The organism is Arthrobacter sp. NPDC089319 (genome assembly GCF_040684925.1).
Lineage (GTDB): Bacteria > Actinomycetota > Actinomycetes > Actinomycetales > Micrococcaceae > Crystallibacter.
On the sequence record NZ_JBFBGZ010000001.1, the window covers coordinates 273,095 to 285,770 of the forward strand.

The 12,676-nt window shown below is 69.8% G+C and carries 9 protein-coding genes; 3 read left to right on the forward strand and 6 right to left on the reverse strand.

What is annotated here, in order from left to right; translation table 11 throughout:
- The first annotated feature begins 179 nt into the window (after positions 1-179).
- Genes AB0N75_RS01305 through AB0N75_RS01315 form a run of 3 tightly spaced genes read left to right on the forward strand, consistent with a single transcriptional unit; the run spans position 180 to position 3,138 of the window.
- Complete coding sequence (locus tag AB0N75_RS01305; protein ID WP_364643971.1) at positions 180-1,238, forward strand: secretion protein HlyD; 1,059 nt, start codon at positions 180-182, stop codon at positions 1,236-1,238.
- Complete coding sequence (locus tag AB0N75_RS01310; protein WP_364643974.1) at positions 1,235-1,948, forward strand: ABC transporter ATP-binding protein; 714 nt, start codon at positions 1,235-1,237, stop codon at positions 1,946-1,948. The genes AB0N75_RS01305 and AB0N75_RS01310 overlap by 4 nt, the downstream gene beginning before the upstream one ends.
- Positions 1,945-3,138, forward strand: a complete 1,194-nt coding sequence (locus AB0N75_RS01315) for an ABC transporter permease (RefSeq protein WP_364643977.1) — start codon at positions 1,945-1,947, stop codon at positions 3,136-3,138. The genes AB0N75_RS01310 and AB0N75_RS01315 overlap by 4 nt, the downstream gene beginning before the upstream one ends.
- A 408-nt stretch (positions 3,139-3,546) precedes the next feature.
- On the opposite strand, the gene rarD is transcribed toward AB0N75_RS01315, so the two are convergent.
- From rarD to eccD, 6 genes are all read right to left on the reverse strand, one after another.
- Positions 3,547-4,575 (reverse strand): EamA family transporter RarD, encoded by a 1,029-nt coding sequence (gene rarD / locus AB0N75_RS01320; RefSeq protein ID WP_364644808.1) that lies wholly within the window; start codon positions 4,573-4,575, stop codon positions 3,547-3,549.
- Positions 4,576-4,657: 82 nt separating this feature from the next.
- On the reverse strand, positions 4,658-5,656 hold the full coding sequence (locus AB0N75_RS01325) for a DUF6177 family protein (protein WP_364643980.1): 999 nt from the start codon (positions 5,654-5,656) through the stop codon (positions 4,658-4,660).
- On the reverse strand, positions 5,653-6,090 hold the full coding sequence (locus AB0N75_RS01330; RefSeq protein ID WP_364643983.1) for a hypothetical protein: 438 nt from the start codon (positions 6,088-6,090) through the stop codon (positions 5,653-5,655). The genes AB0N75_RS01325 and AB0N75_RS01330 overlap by 4 nt, the downstream gene beginning before the upstream one ends.
- Entirely contained in the window at positions 6,083-10,231 is a 4,149-nt protein-coding gene (gene eccCa, locus AB0N75_RS01335) for a type VII secretion protein EccCa (RefSeq protein ID WP_364643986.1), read from the reverse strand. The genes AB0N75_RS01330 and eccCa overlap by 8 nt, the downstream gene beginning before the upstream one ends.
- Positions 10,228-11,328, reverse strand: coding sequence for a hypothetical protein (locus AB0N75_RS01340; RefSeq protein WP_364643989.1), 1,101 nt, complete (start codon positions 11,326-11,328; stop codon positions 10,228-10,230). Before AB0N75_RS01340 ends, eccCa begins: the two co-directional genes overlap by 4 nt.
- A 20-nt stretch (positions 11,329-11,348) precedes the next feature.
- Positions 11,349-12,674 carry a type VII secretion integral membrane protein EccD gene (gene eccD / locus AB0N75_RS01345; protein ID WP_364643992.1) on the reverse strand — a complete coding sequence of 442 codons (1,326 nt, stop codon included), beginning with the start codon at positions 12,672-12,674 and terminating at the stop codon, positions 11,349-11,351.
- Between the last annotated feature and the right edge of the window lie 2 nt (positions 12,675-12,676).

The following is a 12,676-nucleotide window of genomic DNA, read 5'->3' on the forward strand; positions in this document are numbered from 1 at the left end:
TGCGGGCTGATGGATGGCCGTTTCCCGCCGTAACGATCGCGGCGGGTGCCGTGTCCTTGTCCCGGCGGCACTGTCGGTGAATGGTAGCCTCCGTCACAAGCGGAGTTTGTCGCAGGCATTGTCTTGAAAGACCCGCAGTCTCGTCCGCCGTGGCGTGCATCGTACAAAGGGGATTCCGCATGCGCGCTCTGCGTCGCTACGTCTTTCCGGTGGCTTGGCTGGCGATTTTCGCCGTCATCGCCGTCGCGCTCTTCAAGCTCGCCTTCGTGGACGGCATGCGCGCCGAGGCGGTCACCGAGCAGCCCACGGCCCAGTTGGTCACGCCCAGCGTCCCGGCAACAGTGGGCACGGTGACCAATGTGGTGCAGCTCGAGGGGTCGGTGGCCAGCGACCCGGCCGTGCACGTGCGCAGCACCGCCGAGGGAACAGTCAACTTCCTGTTTGTCGACGCCGGCGCGAACGTGTCCAAGGGCGACCCGCTGTTCCAAGTGCAGAAACTGGTGGAACCTGACCCCACCCTGGTGGCGGTCGAGCCGGATCCGGATGAGGAACCGGCCCCGCCGCCCGCCCCCGTGTACACGTACGTGAACGTGGTTTCCCCTGCGGCTGGCAAGCTCACCGAGTTGTCCGTGCTGGTGGACCAGCAGGTCTCGGTCGGTGCCGACGCAGCAACGATTTCGCCCGGCACGTTCTCGGTCACCGGGACGTTAACCGCCGACCAGCAGTTCCGGCTGCTGGACCGCCCCAGCTCGGCCACGGTGACGGTCAACGGCGGCCCGGCGCCGTTTGACTGCAAGGCAGTGACGGTCGGGGAAGCGCCGGACGGGGGCGGCACGGAGCCGGAGCAGGTGGGGCCTGCGGCTGTCGGTCCGTTCGGGCCGGAAGCCCCGGCGGCCGCGGCAACCGGCACGGTCATTTGCGCCGTACCCGCGGACGTCAAGGTTTTCGCCGGCTTGGGCGCCACCATCGACATCACCGCAGGAACCGCGAAGAACGTGGTGGTTGTTCCCACCACCGCCGTCCAAGGATCTGTGGACACCGGGCTGGTCTGGGTGGTGGGCAACGACGGCGGAGAACCGGTCGAGCGCTCAGTCACCCTGGGTCTGAACGACGGCGTGCAGGTGGAGATCGTCGACGGGCTCGCCGAGGGCGACATGGTTCTGCAGTTCATCCCGGGGGCTCCCGGGGAGCAAATGATGCCCGGTATGGAGGGCGGCTTCGGGATGATCGGCGGATGAGTGCTGCGGCCACTGGCGCACCGCTGCTGGAACTTCACGGTGTGACCCGGAGCGTGCACATCCCGGACCGCGACCCGCTGCACATCCTGCAGGGCATCGACCTGAGCATCAGTATCGGGGACCATGTCTCGATCCAGGGCCGTTCCGGATCCGGTAAATCGACGCTGCTGAACATCCTCGGGCTGTTGGATGTGCCCACCAGCGGCGAGCTGTACTTCGACGGCCGGCCGGTCTCCTCGATGGGGGAGAAGCAGCGTGCCGTCGCCCGCGGCGCCCAGGTGGGATTCATCTTCCAGCAGTTCAACCTGTTGCCCGGCCGCACCGCCTTGGAGAACGTTATGACGCCCCTGTTGTATGCACGCGGCACACAGTTCTGGCAGCGCGAGCGGTTGGCCGCGAGGATGCTGGAGCGGGTTGGCTTGGGCGACCGGCTGCGCGAGAAGCCGCACAAACTCTCCGGCGGCGAGCAGCAGCGGATCGCGATTGCACGGGCGTTGGTGCGTTCGCCCAAGCTGATCCTGGCGGACGAGCCCACCGGCGCCTTGGACATCGAGACCGGACAGCGCGTGATGGCGCTGTTGGACGAAGTGGCGCTGGAATCGGGCGCGGCGCTGGTGACCATCACCCACGACGCGAATGTTGCCGCGCTGGCCCAGCGGCACTACCGGCTGGGTGATGGCATCCTCAACGCCCCGGAGCAGGCGGCATGACCGGCGTCGTTGCCCTGCTGGTCGAGGCGTGGGCCGAGCTGCGCATCCACAAAACCAGGATCCTTCTGGCACTGATCGGGGTGGCGCTGTCGGTCGCGGCGCTGACCACCGTCGTCGGGCTCGGCAACATGGCCCGGGAGGGCATGGTGCAGGCGCAGGAGCAATCCGGCGGCCGTGCGGCCACTGTGTCGGTTGAAGTTTTCACGGAGACAGGGAATGAGGACCCGGCCGTTCTCAAGGCTGCCTTCGACTCTTTGCTGGAACGCTACGCCGTGGAGTACGCGAGCCGGCGCGCGTTCGGCCAGGTCTCCTTCCAATTTCCGCATGGCGTGATAGCGACCGAAACCACGGTGGTGGACAGAAGCTACGGCGAGATGCGGCGGGTAAATTTGGCTACCGGCCGCTGGTTCACCGAGGCCGACGCCGCGGCGATGGCGCCTGCGGTGATCATCAACGAAGCGTTCCACCGCCAGTTGGGCGAACCCGATCTTGCCGTGAACCCGGTGGTGCAGATTTTCCAGCAGCGGCCGATCGCAGCCACGGTCGTCGGTGTCACGCCGGATGGCCACGAGAACGCCATGCCGGCAGCCATGATGCTCACCGCCCAGTACGAACGCTGGGGCCTGGGCGGGGCAGGAGGGCCTCCTCCCGCGTTGGAGATGTGGCTCCCGGTCGACGCCGAACCGGGCCTGACGGCAGCGATCACCGGTGATCTGCAGGCCCAATTCCCCGCCGCCCACGTGCAGGTCTACCGCAGCGACTATGCCGCCTGGGGTGACCCGTTCGAGGGCATTCAGTGGGCGGTGGGCGGCATCGCCGGCTTGGTGCTGCTGCTGGGGGCAGTGGGGCTGCTCAACATCTCCATGGTTACGGTCAAGTACCGGGTGCGGGAGATCGGCATCAGGCGCAGCTTCGGTGCGACGTCGGGGCGCATCTTCTTCGGCGTCATGCTCGAATCGGTGGTGGCGACCTTCGTGGCCGGTGTGGTCGGGGTGATGCTCGCCGTCGCGGTGGTGAAGAGCCCGTGGATCCAGGACCTGATTGCCCAGGGCATCAGCGAACTGCCGCCGTTCCCGGTGGAGGCAGCGTTGATCGGCATCGGAGCCGCCACCGCCGTCGGCGCGCTGGCTGGCCTGATCCCCGCACTGGTGGCTGTCCGCGTGAAGGTCATCGACGCGATCCGCTATTAGCCCGCAGGGACGCCTGCGGGCCAGTGAAACGTGAGGGAAGAGGACGCCACGGTTGGACGCCTAGGCCCAGATGCACTCCTCGGCGATCGCTCCGTCCTTCCGCCGGCAGACTCTACGTAGGCTTCAGTCGGCGATGTTCCAGCCGGTGAAATCGAGGGTGTCCATGCTTTGAAGATTTGCTGCCACCTGGTCGTCAGTCATGTGTCGCTTCTTGCTGGAGCTGAAGATGGTTGGCTGTGACCTGCCCGGGCGGCACGCCTGCGGCTGTCAGCGGCCGACGCCGCGTCCGAACGCCCAGAGACTATCGGTTGGACGCGGAGACCAGAAGGCCTTGATGCCGCAAAGCTGTAACCCACCTTGGGCCACCGGGGATCATTCGGGGTGAGGCGCCTAGGGCCTTCGGGATATCTAGTGCGACGTCACGCCGGCGGTTGCGGCACGGGCCTTGGGGGCTCTCTTCCGGGCGACAACCATGTCGGCAGTCAGGATGGCCAGCGAGAGCCAGACCAGGCCGAACCCGATCCAGCGTTCCAGCGGCATGGGCTCGTGCAGGAAGACCAGGGCGGTGATGAACTGCAGGATCGGGGCTAGATACTGCAGCATGCCGACCGTGCTCAGCGGCAACCGGCGGGCGGCAGCGCCGAAGAACAAGAGCGGCAGGGCCGTGATCAGGCCGCTGGCCGCCATCAGCCAGAAGTGGCCGGCGCCTTCGGAGAGCAGGGTTGCCTGGCTGCCGGCCAACAGGATGAGCATGATCACCACGGAGACCGGGGCCAGCACGAGTGTCTCCACGCTGAGGCTGGTCACGGCATCGACGCGTCCGCCCACGCGGTTCTTGACCAGGCCGTAGAACCCGAAGCTGAGGGCCAGGATCAGGGCGATCCAGGGCACGTTGCCGTAGCCGAACGCCAGCACCAGCACCGCGATGAACGCTACGCCCATTGCCACCCACTGCGCCGGGCGCAGCCGTTCCTTGAGCAGGATGACGCCTAGCAGCACGGAAACGAGCGGGTTGATGAAGTACCCCAGGGAGGCTTCGATGGCCTGGTTATTGAGCACGGCGAATGTGTAGGTGAACCAGTTGACCGCAATGAGCCCGGCGGCCAGGGACAGGGTTCCGAAGATGCGCCAGTTGGTGAGCGCTGCCCGGAAGCTGCGCCAGCCGCGCAGCGCCGTGATCAACAGGAAGCAGAACAGCAGCGACCAGACAATCCGGTTGGCCACGATCTCCAGGGGACCGGCCGGTATCAGTGCGGTGAAGTACAGCGGGAGGGTGCCCCAGAGGCCGTAGGCGGCGAGCCCGTACGCGATGCCGGCGCCGGTCTCGCTGGGGCGGCCGCCCTGCTTGCGGAAAGGGCCGGGTCCGCGGCGGGCGCGAGCCTCGGCAGCCACAGCGGCAGGGGCAGAAGGCTGGGAGGAGGCACCGCCGTCGTTCATTGACACGCTGGGACAACCTCCGGTCACGTGGTTCTATTCCGCTGGGTTCTCTGCCAACGGTATCCCGAGGTGGCCGCCGCGGTCAGAACTTTCCGCCGGCCAGCTTTCCAATCAGTTCGGTGAACTCGTCGAGCGGATGTTGGCGCCCGCCGGACGGGTCGCGGTGGTAGGTGACGGCGAGGGACTGAAGGGGCGGAACACCCACCAGCCGGGCGCGCTCGCCGGCCGCGGCCAGGGCCTGCTGCGGGCCTACCAGTTGCAGCGCCTCCGGCCCGAAGAACGAGCAAGCCGGGACGCTGACGCCGGTGAAGCGGGCGGGAAACGCCAGCTGGTCCAGCAGCATGGTGTGGCCGGCCAATGCGGTGCGGGCGTGGGCGCGGTGCATGGCGGAGCCGAAGGTGGCCAGTTCGTCCTCGGTCAGCGGGTCCACCGACTCGCAGAACAGTTCTACGGACTCATGCACGCCGGTAGAGGATCGGGTCACGGTCAGCACGCCGATGGAGGGCACCTCGGTGCCGGGGCGGGGCCGGCCGACCACGATGATGTTGCTGGTCATCGGCGCGTTCTCGTAGCAGTAGCGGGTCAGTTCGGCGGTGTCCCACGGCTCGCTGACCGGCTCGTGGATGCCCCAGCCGGCCGGCTCGGAACCGGTGAGCTCACGGAACAGGGCCGCGGTGAACGCGCCAATCTGGGTGGATTCGCTGGCCGGGTGCAGGATCTCGCCGCGGCCCTGGACCACGCCGTCGGATCCGGCCGGGGCCTGCAGGTAGTCCGGTGCGAGCTGTTCCTCGGCGGCGAAGACGTCGCCGTTCCAGCGGTACTGCTGGCCGGTGAAGCCGTTGTAGAACGTGCCGTCGGCCGCGCTGGCCATCCAGATGCAGCCCTCGCGCTGCAGCAGCTGGTACAGCGGCAGGGTCAGTTTGCTGGCGCTGGGCGTCATCACCACGAACTGGCGCTCGGATTCGCGCGCGGCCACGTACGCGCGGGTGAGGGCGGGGGAGAGGAAGGCCATCGGCTTGTCCTGGAAGACGACGGCGGTGCGGTCGGTGTGGAAATCGAAGGCCGAGGCGTGCGTGGTCATCCCTGTTCTCCGGATCCGGGCAGTTGGTGGCCCACGACGGCGCCGCGGCAGCGCACGGCGATGTTCTGTGCCAGCCGGTAGCCCAGCGGCTCGCCGTCCGGGATGCCGTTGCGGATGGTGATCTCCTGCCACCACAGGTCCTGATGCTCCGCGGCGGCGAAGTCCGGGTCGTCGGAGAACACGGACGGGATCGGCGCACCTTCGACGGCATTCACGCTGGCGCCGGCCAGCAGCCGGGAGACCTCGCCGGGCACCCGGATCAGGCGGGGAAGCTCGACGGCGAACATGGTGGTGCCGTTGCCGTCTTCCACTTCCAGCAGGGTGCTGTCCGCGGCCTGCCGGACGTACTCCTGCGGGACCACGGCCAGCAGCGAGACCATGACCACGTCCTGGTTCGGCTCGTCGAGGGCGACGACGGTGACGGTGTTAGACATCGGCAGTTGCCTCCATAGGGGTCCACAGGGTCTGCACGGTCTGCACCGGGCCGCCGGAGCGGACCAGCAGGCCGCGGCCGGGCGGCAGCCGGCGGGCCCGTACGTTGTTCAGCAGGCCGCCCTCGGAACGGTCGCCGGAGAGGATTAGGCCGGTGCTGCCCGAGTCGCGCAGCGCGGCAAAGAACTGCTCGTACATGCCGCGGCCGGCACCGCGCACGCGGCGGGTGAGGATCACGTTCAGCTGTAGTTCCGGGCCCATCGGCAGGTACTCGATCAGCGACCGCAGCGGCCCGGCGCCGCCGGCGGTGAGGATGTCGTAGTCATCGGCCAGCAGCACGATCCGCGGAATGCTGTCCGGCTCGCCGATGCTGTCCTGCATGGCGTCGCCGCCGGCGGACCGCTTGGAGAGCTCGGAGGCGATGGCGTTGGCCAGCGGTTCGGCTTGCGCGGCGCTGGGGGCGTAGCCGCCCAAATAGACGTCCGGCACCACGTCGGCCAGCGCCCGGCGCGGATCGAAGACCGCGAAGACCAGGTCCCGGGACGGATACTGGGCCACCAGCGAGGAGACCAGCGAGCGGACCACGTTGGTCTTGCCTGACTGCTCGTCGCCCATCACGATCAGGTGGTGTTCGCCGCGGACCACATCCAGCATTTCCGGGCCCAGATCGGTCTCGCGCAGGCCCAGCGGCAGCAAGCCCGGCAGCGGCGGAACCTCGATCTCGGCGGCTTCCACCAGCTGCGGCAGGATGCGAACCCGCATGGCGCGGGCGTCGGTGGAGGCGGCGACGGCGGCCACCATGTCCCGGGTGCCCTGGGTGGCGGTGTCCGCGTCGGCCACGCCGTCGATGCGCGGCAGCGCGAAGTGGCCGAACAGCTTGGCATCGGTCAGCGCCCGGCCGGGCCGGTCCGCGGGCATGGTCTCGGCGAGCTTGCGGCCGTAGGAGGAGTCCGCCGGGTCGGCCAGCCGCAGCTCGATCTTGGTGCCGAAGAAGGACTGCTGGGCCAGCCGGATCTCGTTCTGCCGGTTGGCGGTGGTCACCACGTGGATGCCGTAGCCGCCGCCGCGGGCAATCAAGGCGTGCACGGCAGGCTCGATGTCCTCGAACTCGTCGGTGAGCAGGCCGTAGCCGTCCAGCACCAGCACGATGTCGGCGCTGGGCAGCTCCGGAATCCTGCCCTGGGCGCAGAGTTTGCGCAGCGTGGCCAGCGAGTCCACCTGGTATTTCTCGAAGACGTTCTCGCGCACGGTCAGCATGGCGAGGAGTTCCTCCACCGTGCGGCGGACCACCTCCCGGTTGGTGCGCACGGCCACCCCGCCAACGTGCGGCAGGCCCTCCAGCGGGATCAGCGAGTTCCCCATCAGGTCCACACAGTAGATGCCTACTTCCTGCGGGCTGTGGGTCATGGCCAGCGAGGCCGCGATGGTGCGCAGCGCGGTGCTCTTGCCCGACTGCGGGCCGCCGATGATGGCCACGTTGCCGCCGGCGGACTTCAAGTCCAGCTCCCAGACGCCCTGCCACTGCTTGGCCGGATCGTCCAGCAGGCCCACCGGGATCTTCAGCGACCCTCCGCTGGTCAGCCGGATGCCCTGGCTGGTGCTGGTCACCGAACCGGCGGCGGTGTCCAGCGCCACCGCGGCCGGCAGCGGCGGGAGCCAGATCGGATCCACCGCACGCGGGAACCGGGCCAGGGTGTCCATCAGCGTGGACATCACGGTGGGGCCGGTGGTCCGCTTGGACGCCCCGGTGCGGGCCGGCTTGCCTGCGGAGAGGGCGCCGTCGTTCGCCTTCGCCAGGCTGGCCGCGTAGGTGGGCATCGGCAGCACCAGGGGGCCGTCGTCGTCGGCGGTTTCCTGCGCTTCCTGGATCTGGACGTCTTCCAGCGGGCCGGACACGTAGCCGGCCTTGAACCGGGTGTAGACGGTGGTGTCCACCTTCAGGTAGCCGAAGCCGGGAACCGGCGGCAAATGGAAGGCATCCGGGGTGTCCAGCACGGTGCGTGACTCGGACTCCGAGAGCGTGCGCAGGCCGATCCGGTAGGACAGGTAGGTTTCCAGCCCGCGCAGCTTGCCGGCTTCGATCCGCTGGCTGCTCAGCAGCAGGTGCACGCCGATGGACCGGCCGATCCGGCCGATGGACAGGAACAGGTCGATAAAATCCGGCCGGGCGGTGAGCAGCTCACCGAACTCGTCGATGATCACCACCAGGTGCGGCAGCGGGTCCATCGCCTCGCCGCGGGCCAGCCGTTCCTGCCGGTGCAGCTGGTAGTCGGTGATGTTGGCGATGTTGCCGGCGGCCTTGAGCACTTCCTGCCGGCGGACCACCTCGCCGTTGAGGCTGGAGTAGATGCGTTCGATCAGGCTGGCGTCGTCGGCCAGGTTGGTGATCACGCCGGAGACCTGCGGCGCGTCGGCGAACGGCGCGAAGGTGGCGCCGCCCTTGAAGTCCACCAGCACCATGGACAGCAACTCCGGCGGATGCGTGGCCAGCAAGCCCAGCACCAGCGACCGCAGCATTTCCGATTTGCCGGAACCGGTGGCGCCGACGCAGAGCCCGTGCGGGCCCATGCCGAACTGAGCGGACTCCTTCAGGTCCAGCAGGGCGGGGCGGCCGCGGTCGTCCGGCCCCAGCGGGATGCGCAGGAAGTCCACCTCGCTGCGCGGTTTCCAGAGCCGCCTGATGTCCGCTTCGTCCAGTGCCGGGCTGAGGCCCAGCATTTCCAGGAAGCTGTCCGAACCGGCGGCGGTGTTGTGTTCCAGCGAGTCCGCGGAAAGCCGCATCGGCGCCAGCTCGCGGGCCAGCGCCTCGGCGGTGGCCACGGCCAGGCCGTCCAAGGTGCCGCGTTCTTCGACCGGTTCCACCGGATCCTGGCGATAGTTCTGGATCAGGAAACCCGCGTCCGACGGCGGGGCGTCAGCTTCCGCTGCTGCGTCGCCAGCCGCGCGGCCCGGCCTGGCGCCGGCACCGGCCTGGCTGCGTTCGGCCTGCGCGCGGTAGCTGCGGGAGCCTGCCGGGCCGCGGTCCGCAGCGGCGCCGTCCTGGCTGACGCGCACGCTGACTTCGCCGGGTTCCTGTCCGCGGTCGGCCACCAGATACACCACGGTGATGCCCAGCTGGGCCAGCCCGGCGTGCCGGTCCGGCAGCACCAGGTCTTCCGGCAGGGTGCCGTAGCAGTCGGCCAACACCAGCAGCCGGGGAAGGTGCTGGCTGGCGCCCTTGAGGTTCTTGGACGATTCGGCCGCCACCACGGCGCGGCGGTTCAGCTCGTCGGCCAGAACGGCGCCGAGTTCGTCCACGGAGCGCGCCACCCGGCGCACCGGGCCGGTGGCATGGGTCTGCTTCTGGTCGGCCAGATGCGGCAGCCAGAGGGTCCAGTCCCAGTCGCGCAGCCGGTCTTCGCGGGCCGCGAGGCCCACCTGCAGGTCTTCCGGCGAGTGGAAGGCACAGGCCTCGATGAGCAGGTTCCGGGCAGCGTTGATCACGAACTCGCGGGAACCAATGATGCTGACATTGCCGGCCGAGTCCAGCGGCAGGGTCAGCGGCAGGTCCGGCGACCTTTCGTACCGCCGCTGCAGGATTCGCACCTCGTTGTCCATGAAGGTGTCGCGCTGCGCGGTGGCGGGGCCCTGTTCGTTCACAGTGATCTGCCGGCTGATCCGCTCGCCGGAGCCGATCCGGACCTGCAGGAAGTCTTCGTTGCCGCGGCGCCGTTCCCACAGCCGCCGGCTGTTGCGGACGATGTCGAAGAGGGCGGTGGGTTCCGGGTTGCTGGTGCGGGCTGTGGTGATGGTCCGCTGCTCGTCGGTGCGCAGCGTCGCCCGGGATTCCTCCAGATACTCCAGATAGCGGTCGCGTTCCTCGGCCCGGGTGCGGGCCGCCCGGCCGCGCTGGCCCAGCATCATGATGATGGATGCCACCACGGTCACGATCATCGCGATGGCGCCGACGGCGGCCAGACTGTTGCCGCGGAAGAGCATCATCACGGTCATGGACAGGCCGGCGCCCAGCAGGGGAATCAGCGCCATGGCGTTCATCCGGCCGGACTTCTCCGCCATCGGCGGCGGTGCTTCCAAGCTGAACGGGGCAGCCTCGCGGGCCGGTGCGGTGGTGCGGGCCGGCCGGTGGATGATCTTCACGCTCATCGGCCGGTGTGCTCCATCGCCAGGGCCAAGGCGGTGGAGGCCAGCTCCGCCGCCTGCAGCCGGACGGCGCGGGACATCAGTCCGGGTTCGAACTCCACGCCGCTGGCCAGATGCCGGTCGTAGCCCAGCGGCAGCACGGCGAGTCCGTCCCGGGCCAGCGCCTTGGCTTCGGACATCGGGTTTAGCGGGGCATCGGCATCGGTCTGGGTCAGCACGGCCAGCAGCCCGGTGCCGGCCAGCTCCGGGGTGGCCGCCCACGCCGCGGCTGTCCGACGCACGTCCTGGACCCCGGCCACCGACGCGGGCGCCACCAGCACGGCCATTTGGGCGGCACCGATGGCCCAGTTGGTGTCCGGGTTCTCGCCCGGCCCGGTGGCGCAGTCGTAGACCGCCACCGGGCAGTACCGGGAGATGCTCTGGCCGGCCGCAGACAGCGCCGCGCTTCCGGCATGGCCGCCGAGCGCCCGCTCACCGGCCACCCACAGGTTGGCGCCGGCGGAAGCCAGCTGCCGGCGCAGCTCGTCGGCACTGGCAGCGGGTACCTGTTGGAGTACGGCCGCGGCCTCGTCGATGGCCGGCGCATCCGGCACGCCCAGGCGCAGCGCCAGGGTGCCGCCCGCGGGGGCCAGGTCCACGGCGGCAATGGTGTCCTGCCGGGCCGCGGCATAGAGCGAGGCCAGCAGCGCCGCCGTCGTGGTCTTGCCGGCGCCGCCCCGGCTGCCGATCACGGCCAGCCGGCGCCCGGTGCTCACCGCGGCCTGCGCCCCGGCGGTGGCGGCGACCAGCCGCTGCGGGTAGTCGTCGGAGGACACCAGGCCCTTCGCGGCGCGCGCGGTGCGGACCAGCCACGGCTCGCCCGGGCGGCTGCGCAGCCGGCGGCGGCGCTGTTCGGCATCGGACTCGAACGGTCCGCCTGCCACCGGTCCGGCGGCCGGTGCCGGTGAGCTCCACGGATCGGCCGCTGCCGCCGCACCCGCGCGGCCGGCCCCCGACGGGGCACCCGGCGGCACGCTGCCCGGATGGGCGTGGCCCGCGGTGAGATGGCCGGTGGCGGCCTGCTCCCGGGCAATCAAGTCCCTGCGCGAAATCGGTTCCATAGAGTCGGTCCCAGCCTGAGTCAGTCGAAGGTGGTCAGCAGCGATGCGAAGACGCCGAACAGGCCGATGACCAGCGGGACCGAGGCCAGGATGGCCAGCGTCTCGAACCGGTTGGCCAGCAGGCGCAGTTTCGCGGCGGAATGGTCCGGCAGCGTCACGGTCAGCGAAATCACGACGGCGACGGCCAGCACCAACAGGCCGGCCGCCACCAGCCAGCCCTGCGCAGGGGCGAAGGCCAACACCGACCGGGCCAGCGCCAGCGTGCCCACTGCCGCGGCCAGGTAGAGCGCAATCCGGTCCGGCGCCAGTGGGAAGGCGCGCGCCCGCAGCCCGGTGGCCAGGGCCAGGCAGCCGACCAGCGGCATGGTCCAGACTTGCCCGGCCATGTCCGTGCCCAGGATCCACAAGCCGGCGGCCACCGAGAGCGCCACCAGCGCGGTGGCGAGGCTGAGCCCGCGGTGCGCGGAGCCGATCGCCACATGCACGTCCGTGCGTCCGATCCGGCCGCCCTTGGCCCGGCGGTCGTCCAACGTGGCCAGGCCGGAGACGGACAGGGCGATCTGCGGCAGCAGGCCCAAGGTGGCGCAGCTGAGCAGTGCTGCCACGCTGGCGGCCTGCACCGGAGTGCTGAACAAGGCCAGCGACGCGGCCCAGAAAAGAGTGAGCAGGGCCAACAGCCCGGCGGCGGACATCAACGCCCGCGGGCGCTGCGAGATCAGGCCCGCGCAGACCAGCACCACCGCGCTCACCGCCGCGGCCAGCAGCACATGCGTCCCGGGACCGGCCGGAAGCCGCAGCACGCCGCCCACGGCCAGCAGCCAGCCGGTGCCCACCAGCAGCGGGCCCAGCACGGTGGCTGTTGCCCGGCCCAGATAGATGCCCGTGCCCAGCAGCACCGCGGCCAGGCCGAAAAAGACCGAGGCCGCCAGACCCGTGGCTGCGCCGTCGAGCAGCAAGTGCACGCCCAGGTACAGTCCCGCGCCAGCGAAGACGGCCCCCGTGGCCCGGCGGACCTTCTCCGTCCAGCGGCCGCTGATGTCGTCGGTCTGCTCCACCACGGCGTCGGTGATGTCGTACACCACGGGCGCGGGCGGCGCCTCGGACACGTTCACCAGCCGCAGCATGGCGCCGTCGGCGATCCCGGCGTCGCTGAGCGAGGCGTCCTCGCGCACCGGCTCACCGGCCGGAGTAATCAGCGTCTTGACCGAGACGGCGGACGTCGGCTGGTCGTCCAGCAGCTCCAGGATCTGGGGCAGCAGCAGGCCGGCAGGGGTCTGCGAAGGCAGCAGCACATCAACGTGGCGCTGCGGCCCGGCCACGGTGACTCGGGTAAAGGTTTCGGCCATGG